Below are 19,678 nucleotides of genomic sequence, written 5' to 3' on the forward strand. Positions count from 1 at the left end.
TCAAGCGCTATTCCCGCACCCGGTGGATGCGGTGCTGGGCGGCCTGGGCGCGCGGGCGCACGACCAGGAGGTCGATGTTGACGTGCGGGGGCCGGGTGACCGCCCAGACGATGGTGTCCGCGACGTCCTCGGCCGACAGCGGGTCGGGCACCCCCGCGTAGACGGCCTCGGCCGCGTCGGCGTTCCCGCGCAGGCGGTTGAGGGTGAACTCCTCGGTCTTGACCATGCCCGGGGCGACCTCCAGGACGCGTACCGGCTGGCCGACGAGTTCGAGCCGCAGGGTGGCCGCGAGCGTGTGCGCGCCGTGCTTGGCGGCCACGTAGCCGCCCCCGCCCTCGTAGACCACGTGCCCGGCGACGGAGGAGACCACCAGGACGGTGCCGTCGCCGCTGGCCACGAGCTTGGGCAGCAGGGCCTGGGTCACGTTGAGCACGCCGAGGACGTTCACCTCGTACATGGCGCGCCAGTCGGCGGGGTCGGCGGTGGCGACGGTCTCGGTCCCGATCGCGCCGCCCGCGTTGTTGACCAGCACCGAGCAGGCGGGCAGGGCCTCGGCGAAGGCGTCGACGGCGGCGCGGTCGGTGACGTCCAGGACCTGGGCGCGGGCGCTGTGCCCGGCCTTGGTCAGCTCCTCGGCGAGGGCCTCGATCCGGTCGGCGCGCCGGGCGACGAGGACCACGTCGTAGCCCTCGGCCGCGAGCCCGCGCGCGGTGGCCGCGCCGATCCCGCTGCTGGCTCCGGTGACGACGGCGGTCGCTGGCATGGTGGGCTCCTCCTGGGCAGACGTTTCTGGGGCCGAGCGTACCGGTGAGGGGTCGGCGGCGCGGGAACGGCCCCGGTCAGAGGGGGTGGTCCGGGACCGGGGGGTGATGCGCGGTGGAAATATATAGACCAGTCGGTCTATTCTTGGCGCGTCGCCCGCCCGACGGGCCGCCACTCCTGGAAGGAACCCCCGTATGACCCTCCACCACCTCAACTGCGGATCCATGCGCGAACTCGGCTCCCCCGCGCCTCCGCTCGGCCCGCTGGAGCCGCTGCCCGCCGTCAACCACTGCCTGCTGGTCGAGGCCGACGAGGGCCTGGTGCTCGTCGACACCGGTTTCGGTGTGAACGACGTCCTGCGGGAGGGGCGGACGCTGGGCACGGGCTTCGTCACGGTGGCCGCACCCCGTCTGGACCTGGAGGAGACCGCCGTCCGCCAGGTCGAGCGGCTGGGGTTCGCGGCCGAGGACGTGCGGCACATCGTCCTGACCCACCTGGACGTGGACCACGCCGGGGGCCTCGCGGACTTCCCGCGGGCCCGGGTGCACGTCCACGCGGAGGAGTTGGCCGCGGCCACCGGGAGCGACCCCCTGCCGCCGGGGACCGAGTGGTACCGCGCCGCCCACTGGAGCACGGGCCGCGGTGGTCCGCCTACCCGGCCAGCCGGGCGGCGGGCGGGGAGCCGTGGTTCGGCTTCGACGCGGTCCGACCGCTCGACGGGATGTCCGCCGACGTCCTGCTCGTCCCGTTGGGCGGCCACACGCGCGGGCACAGCGGGGTGGCCGTGCGGGACGGCGACCGGTGGGCGCTGCACGCGGGGGACGCCTACTACTTCCACGGGGAGATGGACGCGGAGTCCCCGACCGGGCACCCGGAGATGGACGTGGTCCAGGAGTCGGCGCAGGTGGACCGGGAGCTGCGGTTGGGCAACCAGTCGCGGCTGCGGGAGCTGGTGCGGCGGCACGGGGACGAGGTGAGCGTGTTCTGCGCGCACGACCCGTGGGAGCTGCGGCGTCTCGTCGGGGATCCGACGGCGACCGCCTGAGGACCCGACGCCGCACACCTCCACCACCCCACCGACCCCGTCCGCCCCGGCGCCGCTCCCCATGGGCGGCGCCGTCCGCGTTCCTGGAACGCGCCACCGGGGCCCACGGGCGTTCCTCGGCGGTTCGCCGGGAATCTCCTTGGAAGAAACGTTGCGTTCCCTAACCTTGGGAGCTAGCCTTTTTAGAGAACGAAACGTTTCCTATCATCGGTGAGAGGAGAGCGCCGTGCCGCGACGTCCGACCTCCGTGGCCCTGGCCCTGCCCGGACTGCTGATGGCGATGCTGCTCGCGGCGCTCGACCAGACCGCCATGGCGCCCGCGCTCCCCGAGATCGCGGGCGACCTCGGCGGGCTGGAGCAGATGCCCACCGTCGTCACGGCCTACCTGGTCGCCGCCACCGCCGTCATGCCGGTCTTCGGCCGCCTCGGCGACCGCTACGGCCGCACCCCGCTCATCCTCGCGGCCGTCGTGCTGTTCTCCGCCGGGGCGCTGATCGCCGCCCTGTCCACCACCCTGGGCGTGTTCGTCACGGCCCGGGTCGTGCAGGGCCTGGGCGGCGGCGGGCTGATGATCGGGGCGCAGGCGATCGTCGGCGAGATCGTCAGCCCACGCGAACGCGGCCGCTACCTCGGCCTGTTCGGCGCGGTCTACGTCCTGGCGGCGGTCGGCGGGCCCCTGGTCGGCGGCGTCCTGGTCGACCACCTGTCCTGGCGCTGGATCTTCGCCATCCACCCGCCGCTCGGCCTGGCCACCCTCGTCGTGCTCGGCCTGACCCTGCGCCTCCCCCGCCCCCAGGACCGCCCGCCGATCGACTACGCGGGCGCCGCCGCGCTGGCCGCCACCGTCGTCGGCGCCGTCCTGCTCTGCGACGCGCTCGCCCGCCCCGGCGCCTACCCCGGCTGGGTCGTCCCCGCGCTGGGCGTCGCCACCGTGGCCGCGTTCGGCCTGTGGGCGGTCACCGCGCGGGTGGTCCGCGACCCCGTCCTGCCCCCGCGCCTGCTCCGCGACCGGGCGTTCGCGCTCCCCGTGGCGATCAGCTTCCTCGTGGGGTTCGGACTCTTCGGCCTGCTCACCTACGTACCGGCGTTCGCGCAGATCGCGCTGGGCACGAGCGCGACGCGGGCGGGTCTGCTCGTGACCGCGCTCATGGCGGGGACCCTCGTCACCACCGTGGCGTCGGGACGGCTCATCACCCGCACCGGCCACTACCGCGGCTACCCGATCGCGGGCACGGCGATCGCGACGGTCGGGCTCGTCCTCATCGGCCTGCTCGGCCCCGACCTGAGCACCCGGGGACTCGTGGGGCTGCTGGTGTTCCTCGGGCTGGGGCTCGGGATGGTCATGCAGGTGGTCATGCTCGCCGCGCAGAACGCCGTCGGCCGTTCCGACCTCGGCGCCGCCACCTCGGCGGTGCTCTTCCTGCGCCAGGTCGGCGCCAGCGCGGGCGTCGCGGTCGTGGGAGCGCTGGTCACGCGGTCCTTCGGCGACCGTGTCCCGGCCGGGGTCGCCGACCCGCGCTCCCTCACCCCCGAGGCCATCGCCGCCCTCCCCGAGCCGACGCGCGCGCTGGTGGAGAGCGCGTTCGGGTCGGCGGTGCCGTCGGCGCTGCTGGCCATGGCCCCGCTCCTGGGGCTGGCGTTCCTCCTCGCACTCGCCCTTCCCCACCGCCCCCTGCGCACCACGGCGCACGCGGATTCAGACAGGGAGACTCCCAGATGACCCATCCACGTTCCGTCGCACCCCTGGACGCCTTCGGCGCCGACGACCTCGCGGCCGTCGGCGGGAAGGGCGCCAACCTCGGGGAGCTCCTGCGAGCCGGACTCCCGGTGCCGCCCGGGTTCGTCGTCACCACCGACGCCTACGCGAGGGCCGCCGCGGGGATCGGGCTCCTCGACCGACTCGCCGGCCAGACGGGCGCCGCCGACCCCGCCGAGGCGCCCGATCCCGCCGAGCTCCGCGCCGCCCTGGAGTCCGCGCCCGTCCCGGACGACCTGCGCGCGGCGGTCGTCGACGCCTACGCCGCCCTCGGCGCGGACGTCCCGGTCGCGGTCCGGTCCAGCGCCACCGCCGAGGACCTGCCCGGGGCCACGTTCGCCGGACAGCAGGACACCTACCTCAACGTCGTCGGCGCCGACGCGGTGGTCGACGCGGTCCGGCGGTGCTGGGCCTCGCTGTGGACCGACCGGGCGGTGGCCTACCGCGCGGAGCGGTCGGTGGCCGCCGCCGAGGTGCGCATCGCCGTGGTCGTGCAGCGGATGGTCGACTCCGACGTCGCCGGGGTGATGTTCACCGCCGACCCGGTGAGCGGGGCGCGCGACCGCGTCATCGTCGACGCGGGCGCCGGACTCGGCGAGGCCGTGGTGTCCGGGCTGGTCACCCCCGACCACCACGTGCTCGACCACGGCGGCCGACTCCTGGAGTGGCAACCGGGCCGCGGCGAGGTGGTGATCCGGTCCGAGGCCGGGGGCGGGGTCGTGCGCGAGGACCGGGACCACGAGGACCAGCGGGGAACCCGCAACGGAGGGGCCGCACGGCTGCTGACCGACGACCAGCTCTCGGTCCTGGTGGCGCACGCGCGCACGATCGCCGGGCACTTCGGCCGCCCCCAGGACATCGAGTGGTGCCTGGCCGACGGGCGCGCGTACATCGTCCAGTCCCGGCCGATGACGGCGCTTCCTCCGTACACCGGCCCCCTCAACCGGCGCCAACGCCTCCTGGCCTCGGTCCTCACCGAGTACATCCCGGTGCGGCCGTACCCGATGGACGTGAGCACGTGGTTCGGGCGCGGCCCGGCGCGCATGATGCGGGAGATCGTCGAGGCGTACGGGATCACCGGCGGCTTCGACGACTTCTACCGGGAGGAGGACGGGGTGGTCACGCAGCTCACCCCCGGGGCGCCGCGCCCCACCCCGCGCGCCCTGGCCACGCCGTTCCGTCTGGCCCGCAAGGCGCGGACGATGGACATCCACACGTGGCGGGAGGATCCCCGGTTCGTCGACTTCCTGCGCCGCACCGACGAACTCGACGCCCTCGACCCGGCCGCGCTGCCGTGGCCGGAGCTCGTAGCGGTGCCCGAACGGGTGCTCGGGCTGCTCGATCAGAGCCGGGACCTGCGCATGGACTACCTGCCGAGCACGGGGGTGTCGGTGGCGCGGCTGGTCGCGACCACCGCGCTGCTCGGTCGGCGGTCCCTGCTCGGTGACCTGCTCGGCGGAGCCCGAACCCGGACCGAGGACGCCAACCAGGCGCTCCAGGACCTGGCGGACCGGGTCCGGGCCGCGCCCGAGCTGCGCGCGCTCGTCGAGTCCGCCGATCCCGACGACGTGCTGGCCGCGCTGCGTGACGGGCGGGGCCCGCTGCGGGAGTTCGCGGACGCCCTCGACGCCTTCCGGCGCGAGTTCGGCCGCCGCGAGACCACGAGTCCGCTGCTGGTCAGCCCGCCCACCCTCGCCGAGTCGCCGGAGAGCGTCATCGGGCTGGTCCGGGTGCTGGTCGGGCGGGAGCGCGAGGACGACCCCGGGTCTCGGTCCGAACGCGCGCTGGCCGCGCTGCTCGACCACCCGTTGCTGCGCGGCGGGCGGGCGCGGTCGATCGTGACCCGGTGGGTGCGCGCGGCGCAGAACGGGATGGCGTTCCGGGAGGATTCGCACTTCTACTTCACCGCGGGGCTCCCGGCGATGCGTCGGGCGCTCCTGGAGATCGGCGCCCGGCTGTGCGCGGCGGGGGTCGTGGACGAGCCGTTCGACGTGTTCCACCTGCGGATCGAGGAGGTCAGGGAGGTCACGGACGTGACGAGGATGCCCGACGACCAGGTCGCGCGCCTGCGCTCCCTGGTCCGCGCGCGGGCCGCCAAACGCGCCGAGCTGACCGGGGTGCGGATGATCGACCCGGCACGGGTGTTCCCGCCCAAGGACCGGGGCGACGCGCTGGTCTCGGGCACCCCGGCGAGCGCGGGAACCGCGACGGGGACGGTCCGGGTGATCCGCGAGTCCGCCGAGTTCCACCGGCTGGAGACCGGCGACGTGCTGGTGTGCCCCTACACCAACCCGTCGTGGACGCCGCTGTTCCAACGGGCGGCCGCCGTCGTGGTGGACACGGGCGCGACGGCGTCGCACGCGGCGATCGTCGCCCGGGAGTACGGGATCCCGGCGGTCATGGGGTCGGGCACCGGCACGACCACCCTCGTCGACGGCGACCGGGTCACCGTCGACGGGACGACCGGCCGGGTCACGCGGGCTTCGTAGGATGCGGGACATGGCCGCCGATCCCGAGACCACCGACCACCGCAAGCGTCCGCGCCGCCGGGGCGAGGCGCTGGTGTCCGCCATCCTGGCGGCGACCGTCGAGGAGCTGGAGGAGCGCGGGTACGCGGCGTTGACGATGGAGGGGGTCGCCGAGCGCGCGCGGGCGAGCAAGGCGTCGCTGTACCGCAGGTGGCCGACCCGCGCCGAGCTGGTGATGGACGCCGTGTACTCCGTCGTCCCGGAGCCCGGGCGGCTGCCGGACACCGGCACACTGCGCGGTGACCTGCTGGAGGCGCTGCGACGGGTCGCGCGGACGCTCGCGGGACCGGCGGGCAAGGGCCTGCGGGGGTTGATGACGGAGATCCTGCCCGACCCGGAGCGCGCCGCGGAGCTGCGGTCGCACTCGCAGGGGATGGGCCGCCGCATGATGTCCGAGGTGACCCGGCGGGCGGTGGAGCGTGGGGAGATCGACCCGAGGGCGGTCACGCCGACCCGGCTGGACGTGGGGCAGGCGCTGCTGCGGAACCACTTCCTGTTCCACCACGAGCCCATCGGCGACGCGATGATCGAGGAGATCGTGGACACCGTGCTGCTGCCGCTGTTCGGGACGGTGCCCGACGCGTGACGTCGGGCCGGTCGGCGCCGCCGGGACCGCGCCTGTTAGCGTCCGTTCCGTTCGACGCGAGGGGGGACTCATGCGGTTGGCGGAGCTGCTGCGGGAACGGTGGATCGTCCAGGCGCCGATGGCGGGCGGCGGATCGACGCCCGCCCTGGTAGCGGCGGTGTCCGGAGCGGGAGGGCTCGGGTCGCTGGCCGCGGGGTACCTGTCGGCGGACGCCCTGGCCGAGCGGATCGCGGCCGTGCGGGCGCTGGGGACGACGGCGTTCGGGGTCAATGTGTTCGTGCCCTCGGGGGTACCGGCCGCCCCGGAGACCCTGGCCGCCTACGGGGCGGAGCTGGGCGCGGAGGCCGGGCGGCACGGCGGTGTCGTGGGTGAGCCGGTCAGCGACGACGACGCGTGGGCGGCCAAGATCGACCTGCTCGTGGCCGAGCCGGTGCCGGTGGTGAGCTTCACCTTCGGCTGCCCGTCCGCCGAGGTCCTGGAGCGGTTGCGGACGGTGGGCTCGACGACCGTGGTCACGGTGACCAGCGTGGCGGAGGCACGGATCGCCGTGGAGCACGGTGCGGACGGGGTGTGCGTCCAGGGATCGGAGGCCGGAGGGCACCGCGCGGTGTTCGATCCGGCCGGAGGGGGCGGGCGGCCACTGTTCGAGCTGCTGCCCGAGGTGGTGGCGGAGGTCGACGCGCCGGTGATCGCGGCGGGAGGCCTGATGCACGGCCGGGACGCCGCCCGCGCGCTGGAGCTGGGCGCGGCGGCCGTGCAGCTGGGGACGGCGTTCCTGCGGTGCCCGGAGAGCGGGGCGAACCCGGTGCACAAGGCGGCGCTGGCCGACCCGGCGTTCACGGAGACCGCGCTGACCAGGGCGTTCACGGGGCGTCCGGCACGGGGGCTGGTCAACCGGTTCATGAGAGAGCACGCGGACGCGCCGACCGCCTACCCGGAGATCCACCACATGACCAAGCCGCTGCGCGCGGCGGCGGCGAGTGCTGGGGACCCGGGCGGGATGGCGCTGTGGGCGGGCGAGGGGTTCCGGTCCGCGACCGACGCCCCTGCGGCGGAGGTCGTGGCGCGGGTGCGGAGGGAGGCCGAGGGGGCGGGAGTGGGGCGGTAGGAGGGCGCCATCCTCAGGACTTAGGTCACCGGTGGGAGTACGGCGCAGAACTGTACATTAGGCGCATGGCTGACGATCCCCTCGAACCTGGGCAACTCACAACACGTGAAGAGATGAAGATCCTCTTCGGTGGTGGCCAAGGGCAAGGGATCCAGCCCTGCACGAAGGTGCTGCCGGAAACCGGCCGTGCCAACGTGCTGCTCTACACCGACCCTGCCTCCGGCGAGAAGTCGGGATACTTCGATGGGTGGGTTCCCGAGGGAGACGAGCTCGGACCGATCTTCGAGTACACCGGCGCTGGCGAAGAGGACCAGGTCTTCCTCGGTCGCTACGGCGTGGGAAATCGCGCCATCCTCACGCATATCGATGATGAGCGTGAGCTGCGCGTTTTCAAAGCTGTCGGGACGATCCCCGGAAGAAGCGCGAAGCGCCAGAGATACATCGGCAAGTTCGCACTCGATGCCGAGAAGCCGTACGTCCTGCGTCAGGCCCCTAATCAGCAGGACACCCCACGGCGCGTCATCGTGTTCCGGCTCCGCCCTATCAATGCGCTGCCGCCCAACCCCGAGGACACCATCACACCCCTGCCCGAGACAGAAGTCGTCCCCGTTCCCCCAGACATCACGACAAGCTCGCTGATCGAGCCCGAGTTGCACAACGGGAAGCCGATCACCCGGTCAGCTGTCCCTCGCACCAGGGTGAGCCGCCGTGAAGCTTCCTTGTGCGAGGACTTTCAAAGGCTCCTGGAAGAGCACGAACATCAGGTGGCCAGATTCCAGATCAGAGTTGCTGGGCTCTCATCGAGTCTGGTGACGGATCTGTACGACGCCAACTCCCATGTCCTGTACGAGGCGAAGGGCACGAGCTCACGCGAAGCCATCCGCATGGCGATCGGTCAGCTCATGGACTACCGGAGGCACGTCACTCCGAAAAACCCCACCCTCGCCGTCCTCTTGCCAGAGAAACCGCACCCTGACCTTCAGGACCTCCTGACCTCGCTGAACATCAGGGTGGTGTACCAGCACGGCAAGGCGTTCTCGGGATGGCCAGTTGATACCCAGGCGAGTTAGCGCGTCCGCTGAACACTGAGCCAACTCCCTGAGAGCCGTCGCGCGGCCTGTTCAGTCCAGGGTCAACTGGTAGACGGCGCGATGGCGGCCCAACCCCTTGAAGTCGCTGATGACCGAGACTCCGTTGATCTCGCGGTCGCCTGGGACGTTGACGAAGCCGAGGGCGATCCAGCTGGCGTGAGCTTCCTGGTTGTCGGGTTCGGAGGTGAGATGGAGACGCCTGAGTACACACGCAGCTAGCATCATCTGGGAGGCAACTCCACCACGCGCACCCCTTCGGGGTAGTTTCGGGGCATGGACAGGACCGACGACAGCCAGGGCCGCTGGGTGGTGCACGGCGAGCGCACCCTCTACGACAACCCGTGGGTGCGACTCGGCAAGGCCGACATCACCACCCCGTCCGGGAACAGGTTCGAGCACCACACCGTCACCCTGCCTTCAGCCGCGGTGATCGCGATCCTGGACCAGGACGAGGAGCACGTCCTGATGAGCTACCGGCACCGGTTCGTGCCCGACGTGTGGGGGTGGGAACTGCCCGGTGGCCTCTTGGACCCCGAAGAATCACCGGAGCGCACCGCTGTCCGCGAAGCGCTGGAGGAGACCGGTCACCGGGTCGGCTCGGTGGAGCACGTGGCCACGTTCGAACCGATGATCGGCACGGTCCGCAGCCCCCACCACGTCTTCGTGGGCCGTGACGTCGAGCTGGTAGCGGATCCGACCGAGTTCGACGAGGGCGTCTACGAATGGGTTTCCTTGGCCAAGGTCCGCAGTCTGGTCACCGAGGGGCAGGTGCAGAGCTCAGGAACCCTCATCGCCCTGCTCCACATCCTCGCTTCCTGAGGGAGCCCGCGATCCCAGAAGCCGAGCCAGGCGGGCACGTTGGCGAACGGACCCAGACCGTTCGGAGAGCTCAGCCGCGCGCCGTGCCTGTCGGCGGGCCTGTGTGAGGTCGCCGTGGGCGGAGTAGGCCAGAGCCAGATCGGTGCGCAGTCCGGCCTCGGCGCGTCCGAGTTCCAACGGGGCGATGTCGTCGAGTGCCCGGGTGAGATCCTCGATCGCCTCACCGTGCCCGAGGCGCGCCAGGCAGTGCCCTCGCCAGCGCAGTAGATGCGTGTGGTCCAACATCAGGAACGGAAGCGAGGGATCATTCGGCTGCTGAGGCAGGACGAGGAAGGCGCGCTCCAAACTCCTCTGGGATTCCAACTCCTGACCGAGGGAAGCGCGTACCTCTCCCTCGGCCGCCCACAGCCACGAACGCAGCAGAGCGGGCAGTGACTCCTTCCTAGCGCTGTGCGCCGACCGGAGGATCGCGAGCGCATCGCCCTCCCGTCCGGTGTCCAGGAGGACGTAGGTCTGTTCGGCGCTCACGTGCGCCAGGACCACAGGGTCCTCACTCTCCCGGGCGGCGGCCTTGGCGATCTCGTAGTAGCGCCAGGACGTCGCCACGCGTCCGGCATCGAGCGCCTGCCACCCGGTCAGGGACGCGGCCTCGGCCAGGGCGCGCGCGAGTCCGCGCCGCACGGAACCCGGGATCGAGTGGTGCAACAGGTCGTGCATCTGCTGGACGTGGGCTTGGCTTTGGGCGAGGAGGTAGTGGGCTCCCAGTTTGCGGTCGATCAACCGCAGGTTCTGCGTCTGGGCTTCGAAGAGGCGGATGAGTGCGTGATCGATGGACGCGACCTCCAGTCGCTCCCGTACCTGGTGGTCGATGGCCGATGGTCCCGATGGGGCGGCGCGATCGGTAGCGTCGCCAGCTGCGGGCTGCGCCGTCTCTTCGGGCGTCCACCTGGGTGCCAGGCCGAGCAGGATCCGGGAGTGGTCGGGCATGTCGAGCCCGTCCGCGACCCTTTCGATTAGCTGGAGTGAACTGACCGTCCGCCTTCCGCTCAGGATCTCGCTCACGCGCCCCTGGGCGATACCGGTCGCCGAGGCGATCCGGGTCTGGCTCGCCCCGTGGGCCTGAGCCAAACGCAACAGTCCGGCGATGTCGCGTTCGCGTAAGAGTCGCCGTGTCTGCTGCCGTTCCCACGCCCAGGGCGGAATGTCAATCCTTTCCCAGGCATGACCAGGCATGACTTCCTTCCGATCGTTCACAGGGTGAAGTGGACGCGAACCCGATTATCCCGAAGTGGGATATCCACAAGGGATGGGAGGGGCGGTACCCGTAACGGAATCGTCGCCTGTGACACACCCTCCCGCTCCAACTGCGAGCACTGTCACAGGAGCCCGATCATGGACGAATCCCTCACTGCTGACTCCCTGCCGACATACATCGGAACCGACACCACATTGCGCGTCAAGATCCTCGACGCATGCGGAATGACCTGCACCTTCTGTCACAACGAGGGCACCCCCGTCGTGGTCGACAACCGCAACCGCGGCCCCGGCCCCTTCCTGGTCGCCGGAAGCTCCGGGCGGACGTCGATCTACGCGGCCACCAACGGTTCCCGCTTCCTGCCCGCCACCATTCCAGCCGACCAGGGCTTCGCCCACGCCCTGCGGCAGTTGGGAGAGGGCATGGGTTTCACCGAACTCCACCTCACCGGTGGTGAACCCACACTCCACCCCCGCCTGCCCAATCTGGTCCACCTGGCCACCGACCAGGGATACCGGGTGTGCATGACATCCAACGGTGAGAATGGAGCCCGGCAGATCCCCGCCTGCGCCGAGGCCGGGCTCGACCGGGTCAACTTCTCCATCTTCGGCACCACGCCAGGCGAACTCGCCCAGGTCCAGCACGACCGCTTCCGCGACCCGGCCAAGGCCGCCACCAAGATCGAAGCCCTCCACTCCTCCATCCAGGCCTGCGTCGACCACGGAGTCCGCGCCAGCGCCAACATCGTCGTCCTCGACCACACCCACATCGACCGCGTCCATCGGCTCCTGGACACCTACGCCCCGGAGCTCTCCGTCCGCCTGCTCAACTCCCTCGACCACGGCCAGACATCCATCGACGCCATCCACGAGGTTCTGGCCCAGCGCGGCGCGGTTGGAGAGTCCCATCACCTCACCGCCGGGGCATCCGGATCCCGCACCGCCTACCGCATCGACGGTGGACGACGCCGCATCCACGTCAAGTGGATCCGCCCCGTCCGCCTGCCGACCACGTGCCAGGGATGCCGCTTCAACAACGACACCGACTGCCAGGAAGGCTTCTACGGCCTGCGCCTGTACCGGGATCGCCAGGGGACCTATTTGGTGGGCGTGTGCCTGCAGCGCATGGACCTGTGCCAACCGATCGGGGAATTCCTCCACGGCCCCGTGAGCACCGAGATCCTCCGCTTCCGCCAAGCCGACCGTGCCAGGCTGGAAGCCGACCACCGCACCCCGACCGTTTCTCCGTCGAACACACACCACGCGAAAGGGAACCCGACGACATGAGCGTGATCGAGTACGAGGCCAAGGTGCTGGACATCGACCCCGACCAGGTGGCCCGGCTCATTCTCGACAAGGGCGGCCAGGACCTCGGGGAGGTACTGCAACGCCGCTACGTCTACGACATCGAGCCTGGCGATGCCTCTCGGTGGGTACGGCTGCGCGACACTGGGAAGCAGGTCACGCTCACGGTCAAGGAGATCGACTCCGACGCGATCGGCGGGACCCGCGAGACCGAGACCGAGGTTGGCGACTTCGCGACGACCAACGCCCTGCTGGGCAAGCTGGGTTATGCGCCCAAGGCCTACCAAGAGAACCGCAGGCGCAGCTTCATCCTGGACGGCGCCCAGTTGGAGATCGATTCCTGGCCCCGTATCCCCGCCTATCTGGAGATCGAGGCCGACAGCCGCGCCGAGGTGGTGCGCGTCGCGGCTCTGCTCGGCTACACCGAAGCCGACCTGACGGGGGAGAACACCACCAAGGTCTACACCCGCTACGGCATCGACCTGACCACCATCACCGATCTACGCTTCGACACGAAGTGAGCACCGCCGCGGTGTGCCCGTGCTTGGTGCGGACGGGCACACCTTGGCCTGGTTCTTGTCGGCGCTGGGTGCGGCTCAGCCAATCCCAAAGGACACCTTCAGGACGGCCAGAAGTCCGGTCCACTCGGCGCTGGGATAGGTGAGGTGGCCGAGACCCCTGTTCTGGGTGTCCCGAACCGCCATCACGCCCGGCAGATCAGCGACCTCGACGCACTGAGGGCCGTCGGGGTTGCTGTAGCTGCTCTTTCGCCACTGTGCGGTCGTCACGTCCATGGAGGGGCCTCGATTCCGGTCGGTACGTCACCCGATCAGGGATTCCAGGAAGTCAGCGGATTCCCCTACGGACAGGGCGCTGCCCTGAGTTCGGCTGAAGATCAGCCTATGGCGATCCCATTCAAGCGCCTCGGCACCTCGTATATCCAGGTGACCAGGTACAGCGCACCTGTCACACTGGGCCAAATCCTTGGGCCCCAGGCCCGGGAACCAAGAACAGGAAACGGAGTCACCGTGGCAGGGGACATCGGAGAGGACCTCGGGCAGCGCGTCGTCGCTGCCGTCGGTGCCGCGTTCGACGTGGCGTGCACGATCGAGGACGCCGTGGTCCGACCCTCCCAGCGTGAGGGTGTGGACTACCAGGTCAACGCTGCTATGGCGCTGGCCAAGCGACTCCGACGCCCCTCCCGCGAGGTCGCCGAGGCCATCGTCGCCCACCTCGACCTGGGTGACATGGCCGAGAACGTGGAGGTGGCCGGGCCGGGGTTCATCAACATCACCCTGTCCACGTCCTGGCTCGGCGAACACGTCGCCCGGCTCGCGGCCGATCCTCGCCTCGGCTACGTACCGGCCACCAGCCCCCAGCGGGTGATCGTCGACTACTCCTCGCCCAACATGGCCAAGGAGATGCACGTCGGTCACCTGCGGTCCACCATCATCGGCGACAGCCTGGTGCGACTCATGGAGTTCGCCGGGCACGAGGTGATCCGGCAGAACCACATCGGTGACTGGGGAACGCCGTTCGGCATGCTGGTCGAACACCTCATCGACGAGGGCCTGGCCGAGCGCGAGTTCAGCATCAGCGACCTGAACGTCTTCTACCAGCAGGCGCGCACCAAGTTCGACGCCGACGAGGACTTCGCCGAACGCGCCCGCGCCCGCGTCGTCGCCCTCCAGGCCGCAGACCCCGCCACTCTGGAGCTGTGGAACCGGTTGCTCACCGAGTCCAAGCACCACATCGAGGCCGTCTACGAACTGCTCGGTGTCCGGTTGACCCCCGACGACTACAAGGGCGAGAGCACCTACCAGCCCTGGCTGAACGACGTCGCCGACGAGTTGACCCGGCGCGGGATCGCCGAGGACAGCGACGGTGCCCTGTGCGTGTTCATCGACGGGTTCACCGGCCGCGACGACCAGCCGGTGCCGCTCATCGTCCGCAAGCGCGACGGCGGGTTCGGCTACGACGCCACCGACCTGGCCACGATCCGTTACCGGGCCCAGGACCTCAAGGGCGACCACCTCATCTACGTGGTGGGTGCCCCGCAGGCCCTGCACTTCGCGATGATCTTCGCCGCCGCCCGCAAGGCCGACTGGGTCAGCCCGGAGACCACGACGACCCATGTGGGGTTCGGCAGTGTCCTGGGTGAGGACGGTCGGATGCTGCGCACCCGCGCCGGTGCCTCGCTCAAGCTCACCGATCTGCTCGACGAGGCAGTGGAGCGGGCGGGCGCCATGGTCGCCGAGCGGACCGACCTGCCCGAGGAGGAACGGTACGACATCGCTCGCGCTGTGGGCATCGGTGCGGTGAAGTACGCCGACCTGTCCTCGGACCGGGAGAAGGACTACGTCTTCGACTGGGACCGGATGCTGGCCATGGACGGCAACACCGCCGTCTACCTCCAGTACGCACTCGCGCGCATCCGCTCGATCCTGCGCCGCGCGGACGAGACGCCGTCGCTCGGTGCCCCGGTGACACTGACCGAGCGGGCAGAACGTGACCTGGCCCTGCGCCTGGCTCGCTTCCCGGACGCGGTGCAGACGACGATCGCCCACCTCCAGCCGCACCGGATGCCCACGTACCTGTTCGACTTGGCGACCGCGTTCAGTTCCTTCTATGAGAACTGCCCCGTGCTCAAGTCCGAGGGGCGGGTGCGCGAGTCCCGGCTCGCACTGGCCGCGCACACAGCGGCCGTTCTGGAGCGCGGGCTCGACCTGCTGGGCATCACCGCCCCCGAGCGGCTGTAGGCGCTGACTTTGGGGCGGGGCTCTTCGAGATCGAGTCCCACCCCGACTATTGCCTCGCCGTCTTGAGGGTGGCCATGAGGCAGGACCACTCGCCTCTGGGGTAGGTGAGGTGGCCGAGGCCCCTGTTCTGGGTGTCGCGCACCAGCACGGCGCTCCCCTCAGAAACCTCCACACAGTCGTTGTTCACGCCGCTGCTGTAGCTGCTCTTGTGCCACTGGCGCTCACTCATCAAGTTCTCCCTGTACCTGTCGAACCAGCTCACAGCTGTCGTTGGTTGACAGCGCTTCCGACTGGATGGCCCCGAAGAGGTTCGCACAGTAGCGCACCTGCTCAGCGTCGTCGATGACGAGATCATCCACCACGTACTCGGCCGTAGCGATCATCGGCCGGTCGGAGAAGGTGTAGGTCCGAAAGGGGCCAGAGAGCCCTGGGGGAAGTGCGCACTGTGATGGCACCACCTGAAACCGGAGGATTCGCTCATCCACCATCTTGATCAGGTGGCCCAGCTGTTCCTTCATGATGGAACAACTACCTAGGACCCGTCGGATCACACCCTCATCGAGCACCATCCACAGTATCGGCCGGTCGGCACCTTTGAGAATGATCTGCCGTTTCATACGGGACGCAACCAGGCGCTCCAGAGTGTCCTCACTCGCGAACGGCCTCATAGCCCTGTAGGTGGCCCGAGCGTACGCCGGGGTCTGCGCCAGCCCGGGCACCAGGATCGTGTGGTATTGACGAATCTCCGTTGCTGACCGCTCAATATCGACGGCGGTCTGCGTACCCACGGGGTAGATGCTCTCGCTGTTGGCCCTACTCCAGGCGCGCTCGAAGAAGCCGGACGTGCCGAAGATCTGGTCGAGCGCCTGGCACTCCTTCAGCTGCGGCACATAGATGGCCAGCTCCCAGTAGGAGACGAGGGACGTCGAACAGCTCAGCTGCTCAGCGAGCCTCCCCTGGGTCCAGCCCTTGGACTTTCGGAGTTTCCGCAGCTCAGTTGCGATCTTTCGATACGAGGGGTTGGGCTTCCTGGGCATGTCACTCCAGCGGAATCAAGAAGATTCGATTCTCTTCCAGCAGTGTGACACGCGCGGACAACAGCGGCGAGAGTTATCGAGAAATCGATGGCACTTCTGGAAATCCGCACGTTGACAAGAGCAGAGTCGACGCAGGCCGAAGAGTTGAGCTCTTGAGTCCTTTCCCCTCAAACGCCACTCATTTGGACATTCAAACCAAGTCTGACAAACGGTACTGCTGATCTGAGAATCGCGAAAAGGAGGGCCAGATGTCCGGATGCGAAGTTCCGAGGCCGCGATGCGGCCACAGCCAGGACCGGCGGGTGGTGGGTGGGTTGCCGGTCCGCGTCAAGAGCCGTCGGACCGGGGTGTTCGCCGCGTACTTCGACGGGACCCCGGAGCAGGTCGGCCGCATCCGGACCTGGTGTGCGCGGGCCACCGGGTTGGACGAGGAGGCGGCCGCCCTGGTCGAACTCGCGGTCAGCGAGCTGGTGACGAACGCCGTCCTCCACACCGCCTCGGGCGGCCGGTGCGGCCGGGTCAAGGTGACCGTGGAGGTCATGCCCGGTCAGATCGTCCTGATCTCCGTGACCGACGACGGGCCGCGCGCCCTGCGCCCGATCACGATTCCGACGCTCCCTGACCACCTCGACGACGCGGAGGAATGCGGACGCGGGCTGCGCCTGGTGGCGGCGCTGGCGGAGAAGTGGTGGTGGACCGGCTTCCGGGGTGGCCCGCTGACCGTGTGGGCGCTGATCGACCCCCACCGCGACCTGGACGCCTGAATCAAGAGCAAGGTGCCGCTATGGCGGGAAGCGCAGCCCCACGGGACCAATGACACCCACCCTAGCGGCAGACACGAAGATGCCCCGATCGGTGCTTAGGACCACCGAGCCGGGGCGTGATCAACCCCCTGAACACAGCAGGAGGATGACCGTGCACCACCCTAACGGCCGCCACCGCAAGCGGCACCGAACCCTCGCGGGCCAGCTCTGGGCCCTCGCGACGACGGCCCTGGCGACCGCACTGGCCTTCGTCTTCGTCCCACGTACGCCAGCCCGAACCGGGATCGGGCCCGCTCCACGCCGACGCGAACTCCCCACAGGCTCCCCCAAGGAGCCCCGGCCGCTCCCCACGACCCCAGCGCCCCCGCCCACGGACCCCGACAAGACCGGGGGCGCACTCGTCCGCCCGTACATGCGCCCTCGCCCCCAGCCCCGAGCGGTGACCATCCCCCGGCCGCGAGTCCCGGCGGGCGATCTCCTCGCACCGAAGCCACCGCCGCCGCCCCAGCGACAGGGCGAGTTCGACGAACTCGCCAGCCTGATCCGCGTCTATCTCGCGACCAACACCCCTTCAGGCAACTGAACCAAGCGGCCCGCGGGCGCGGGCGGTGACCCTTCCGGTCACCGCCCGAGCGGACCGTAACAAGCGAGCCTCAGTCCCGCACGGCCAGCGCGTCGACCTCGAACAGCATCCCCGGCAGCGCCAGCGACGCCACCCCCAGCAGAGTCTGCGCGGGCGGCCTCCCCTCCCAGAGCACGTTCACCCGCTCCCCGAGAATCGCCAGCTTCTCCATGTCGTGGTCGACGACGTACGTCCCCAACCGAACCACGTGCCGGTACTCCAGCCCCGCAGCGCCCAGCGCCGTGCCCAGGTGGGCGAAGGCCAACTCCACCTGCGCGGCGAAGTCCTCCACCGCCACCCCTCCCTCCTCGTCGGACGCGTACTGCCCCGCGACGGCCACCAGCTCGCCGGAGGCCTCGGCCAGGTGCGAGTACCCGAACGGCACCGGGTCGTGCAGTCCCCCGGGGTTGCTCAGCGTGTGCGGCATGTCAGCTCCTTCGACTCGATGCACGGAACCCGGCGAGCACCACACCCGCCAGGACGATGAGAGCGCCCGCGACCCACGGGATCGCGGCGACGGCGAGGGCGTCGGCCACCAGGCCGCCCACCAGCGCGCCCAGGGCGATGGACAGGTTGAAGGCGCAGACCAGCAGCGCCGTGGCCGCCTCGGGAACCTCCGACGCGTGCCGCAGCATCCAGGTCTGCAAGCCCACCGACACTCCGCCGTAGGCCAGGCCCCACACGACGAGCGCCGCGACGGCCGCGATCGGGACCCCACCGGCCAACCCGAACACCCCGAGCGCGGCGGTCAGGCCCACGGTGGCGACGAACAGCGTGCGGCGGACGTCGCGGCCGCTTCCGGCGACGAAGTTCCCCACGATCCCCGCGACCCCGTAGACCAGTAGCAGCCCACCCGTCAGCGTCGCGTCGATCCCGGCGACGTCGGTCAGCAGCGGACGGACGAAGGTGTAGGCGGTGAACTGGCCGGTGACCAGCAGCAGGGCCAGCAGCACGCCGGTGCGCACGCCCCCGTGCCCGACCAGCAGGGAGGGGAGGTCCGACAACCGCGGGACGGCCCGCGCGGGCACCGGTGGCAGCAGGACGAGCAGGAGGACCAGGGCGAGACCGCCCAGCGCGGCCACCGTGAGGAAGGCCGCCCGCCACCCGGCCAGGTCGCCGACGAGCGTCCCGACCGGCACCCCGATCACGGACGCCGAGGACACCCCGCCGAACACCACGGCCGTCGCGCGGGGGACGTGGCGCTCCGGCACGAGGCGCGGTGCCAGTCCGCCCGCGATCGCCCAGAATCCGCCGATACTGACCCCCACGAGGGCTCGGGCCGCCAGGACGAGTGCGAAGTGCTCCGCCAGGGCGCACGCGACGTTCGCGGCCGCCATCAACGCGACGAACGCCGCCAGGAGCGTGCGGCGGTCCACGCGTCCGAGGAGTACCGCGACCGTCGGCGCCGTCGCGGCCGCCACGACGCCGGGCACGGTGACCATGAGCCCGGCCGTCCCGTCGCTGACGGACAGGTCCGCGCTGACGAAGGTCAACAGCCCGACCGGCAGCAGCTCGGTGGTCATGAGCGCGAAGATCCCCAGCGCCACGGCGGACACGGCGAACCACGCGCGGCGGTCGACGCACCCGTCGACGCGCCCGCCCACCTGGACGGTGTCGTCTCCGCGCGCGTCCCCGCTCCGGCCGTTCACATCGCCACCTCGAACCCGTTGAAGTCATAATCTTTGATAGGAAACATCCAGGATTACCTCCGGCCAGAGCCCCTCCGAGGAGGGGCCGTCGTCACTCGCCCGCGAACCAGCTCCGCACGCGCGTCGGCGTCTCGGGCGCCAACCGCTCCACCGACGCCTTGACGTCGGCGAGCGTCTGCGCCCCGAGCTCACGCCGCCAGGCCAACTCGGCCCTGCGCATCGCCAGGTCGATCTGGCAGGCGCCGGCGGGCGCCTCGTCCGGGGCACCCGGCCCCTGACTCCGGATCTCCGTGCACTGGAACGCCTCCTCGCGCCCCTCGATCGCTCCCACCACGTCCATGAGCGTGATGTCCTCGGGCTCGCGCGCCAGCCGGAACCCGCCGCGCGGCCCGGGGGTCGAGTACACGACCCCACTCCGCGCCAGCGCCTGGAGCTGCTTGTTCATGTACGCGGCGGGCAGCCCGTAGTACTCCGCCAGCCTGGCGCTGGGCACCGCCCGCTCCGAACCCACCCACGCGAGGTTGAGGCAGCTGTGCAGGCCCCACTCGACGCCTTCGGACATCCTCATAAACCTGGATACTAGATGTCCAGGA

20 protein-coding genes and 1 pseudogene are annotated in these 19,678 nt (G+C 70.4%); 12 read left to right on the forward strand and 9 right to left on the reverse strand.

Annotated elements, in window-relative coordinates; genetic code table 11:
* Positions 1-7: 7 nt before the first annotated feature.
* On the reverse strand, positions 8-763 hold the full coding sequence (locus AB0I72_RS02855; RefSeq protein ID WP_358562197.1) for an SDR family oxidoreductase: 756 nt from the start codon (positions 761-763) through the stop codon (positions 8-10).
* A gap of 223 nt (positions 764-986) precedes the next feature.
* On the opposite strand from AB0I72_RS02855, the pseudogene AB0I72_RS02860 reads away from it, so the two are divergent.
* From AB0I72_RS02860 to AB0I72_RS02890, 7 genes and pseudogenes are all read left to right on the forward strand, one after another.
* Positions 987-1,307 (forward strand): annotated as a pseudogene (locus AB0I72_RS02860) (MBL fold metallo-hydrolase); the annotation flags it as partial.
* Positions 1,308-1,369: 62 nt separating this feature from the next.
* Positions 1,370-1,807: a hypothetical protein gene (locus AB0I72_RS02865; RefSeq protein WP_358562825.1), complete on the forward strand. Its 438-nt coding sequence runs from the start codon at positions 1,370-1,372 to the stop codon at positions 1,805-1,807.
* Positions 1,808-2,033: 226 nt separating this feature from the next.
* On the forward strand, positions 2,034-3,527 hold the full coding sequence (locus AB0I72_RS02870) for an MFS transporter (protein WP_358562200.1): 1,494 nt from the start codon (positions 2,034-2,036) through the stop codon (positions 3,525-3,527).
* Positions 3,524-6,052, forward strand: a complete 2,529-nt coding sequence (locus tag AB0I72_RS02875) for a PEP/pyruvate-binding domain-containing protein (protein ID WP_358562203.1) — start codon at positions 3,524-3,526, stop codon at positions 6,050-6,052. The genes AB0I72_RS02870 and AB0I72_RS02875 overlap by 4 nt, the downstream gene beginning before the upstream one ends.
* A 10-nt stretch (positions 6,053-6,062) precedes the next feature.
* Positions 6,063-6,677: a TetR/AcrR family transcriptional regulator gene (locus AB0I72_RS02880; RefSeq protein ID WP_358562206.1), complete on the forward strand. Its 615-nt coding sequence runs from the start codon at positions 6,063-6,065 to the stop codon at positions 6,675-6,677.
* 70 nt (positions 6,678-6,747) lie between these two features.
* Complete coding sequence (locus tag AB0I72_RS02885; RefSeq protein ID WP_358562209.1) at positions 6,748-7,785, forward strand: nitronate monooxygenase; 1,038 nt, start codon at positions 6,748-6,750, stop codon at positions 7,783-7,785.
* A 65-nt stretch (positions 7,786-7,850) separates the two neighbouring features.
* Entirely contained in the window at positions 7,851-8,855 is a 1,005-nt protein-coding gene (locus AB0I72_RS02890) for a hypothetical protein (protein ID WP_358562212.1), read from the forward strand.
* A gap of 51 nt (positions 8,856-8,906) precedes the next feature.
* Here the strand turns inward: AB0I72_RS02890 and AB0I72_RS02895 are convergent, their stop codons facing one another.
* Complete coding sequence (locus tag AB0I72_RS02895) at positions 8,907-9,101, reverse strand: hypothetical protein (protein WP_358562215.1); 195 nt, start codon at positions 9,099-9,101, stop codon at positions 8,907-8,909.
* Positions 9,102-9,149: 48 nt separating this feature from the next.
* Between AB0I72_RS02895 and AB0I72_RS02900 the strand changes: the two genes are divergently transcribed.
* Positions 9,150-9,695, forward strand: a complete 546-nt coding sequence (locus AB0I72_RS02900) for an NUDIX hydrolase (RefSeq protein ID WP_358562218.1) — start codon at positions 9,150-9,152, stop codon at positions 9,693-9,695.
* Here the strand turns inward: AB0I72_RS02900 and AB0I72_RS02905 are convergent.
* Positions 9,654-10,823 carry a helix-turn-helix transcriptional regulator gene (locus tag AB0I72_RS02905; RefSeq protein WP_358562221.1) on the reverse strand — a complete coding sequence of 390 codons (1,170 nt, stop codon included), beginning with the start codon at positions 10,821-10,823 and terminating at the stop codon, positions 9,654-9,656. The two genes, AB0I72_RS02900 and AB0I72_RS02905, sit on opposite strands and share 42 nt — an antisense overlap.
* A gap of 264 nt (positions 10,824-11,087) precedes the next feature.
* On the opposite strand from AB0I72_RS02905, the gene AB0I72_RS02910 reads away from it, so the two are divergent.
* Entirely contained in the window at positions 11,088-12,236 is a 1,149-nt protein-coding gene (locus tag AB0I72_RS02910; protein ID WP_358562224.1) for a radical SAM protein, read from the forward strand.
* A complete protein-coding gene (locus tag AB0I72_RS02915) occupies positions 12,233-12,775 on the forward strand; it encodes a class IV adenylate cyclase (protein WP_358562227.1) in 543 nt (180 codons plus the stop codon). Before AB0I72_RS02910 ends, AB0I72_RS02915 begins: the two co-directional genes overlap by 4 nt.
* Before the next feature lie 75 nt (positions 12,776-12,850).
* On the opposite strand, the gene AB0I72_RS02920 is transcribed toward AB0I72_RS02915, so the two are convergent.
* On the reverse strand, positions 12,851-13,048 hold the full coding sequence (locus tag AB0I72_RS02920; RefSeq protein WP_358562230.1) for a DUF397 domain-containing protein: 198 nt from the start codon (positions 13,046-13,048) through the stop codon (positions 12,851-12,853).
* A 234-nt stretch (positions 13,049-13,282) separates the two neighbouring features.
* Between AB0I72_RS02920 and argS the strand changes: the two genes are divergently transcribed.
* Entirely contained in the window at positions 13,283-15,013 is a 1,731-nt protein-coding gene (argS, locus tag AB0I72_RS02925; protein WP_358562233.1) for an arginine--tRNA ligase, read from the forward strand.
* A 46-nt stretch (positions 15,014-15,059) separates the two neighbouring features.
* Here the strand turns inward: argS and AB0I72_RS02930 are convergent, their stop codons facing one another.
* On the reverse strand, positions 15,060-15,242 hold the full coding sequence (locus AB0I72_RS02930) for a DUF397 domain-containing protein (RefSeq protein WP_358562236.1): 183 nt from the start codon (positions 15,240-15,242) through the stop codon (positions 15,060-15,062).
* Positions 15,235-16,050, reverse strand: coding sequence for a helix-turn-helix transcriptional regulator (locus AB0I72_RS02935; RefSeq protein ID WP_358562239.1), 816 nt, complete (start codon positions 16,048-16,050; stop codon positions 15,235-15,237). The genes AB0I72_RS02930 and AB0I72_RS02935 overlap by 8 nt, the downstream gene beginning before the upstream one ends.
* Before the next feature lie 248 nt (positions 16,051-16,298).
* Here AB0I72_RS02935 and AB0I72_RS02940 point away from each other — a divergent pair, with 248 nt between their 5' ends.
* Complete coding sequence (locus AB0I72_RS02940) at positions 16,299-16,814, forward strand: ATP-binding protein (protein ID WP_358562242.1); 516 nt, start codon at positions 16,299-16,301, stop codon at positions 16,812-16,814.
* A 653-nt stretch (positions 16,815-17,467) separates the two neighbouring features.
* On the opposite strand, the gene AB0I72_RS02945 is transcribed toward AB0I72_RS02940, so the two are convergent.
* The 3 genes from AB0I72_RS02945 to AB0I72_RS02955 all read right to left on the reverse strand — a co-directional run bounded on the left by AB0I72_RS02945 (position 17,468) and on the right by AB0I72_RS02955 (position 19,653).
* A complete protein-coding gene (locus AB0I72_RS02945; protein ID WP_358562245.1) occupies positions 17,468-17,863 on the reverse strand; it encodes a Rid family hydrolase in 396 nt (131 codons plus the stop codon).
* Position 17,864: 1 nt separating this feature from the next.
* Entirely contained in the window at positions 17,865-19,085 is a 1,221-nt protein-coding gene (locus tag AB0I72_RS02950) for an MFS transporter (protein ID WP_358562248.1), read from the reverse strand.
* Between the two features lie 91 nt (positions 19,086-19,176).
* Positions 19,177-19,653: an Rrf2 family transcriptional regulator gene (locus AB0I72_RS02955; protein WP_358562251.1), complete on the reverse strand. Its 477-nt coding sequence runs from the start codon at positions 19,651-19,653 to the stop codon at positions 19,177-19,179.
* Positions 19,654-19,678 lie beyond the last annotated feature (25 nt).

It is taken from the genome of Nocardiopsis sp. NPDC049922 (genome assembly GCF_040660275.1).
Lineage (GTDB): Bacteria > Actinomycetota > Actinomycetes > Streptosporangiales > Streptosporangiaceae > Nocardiopsis.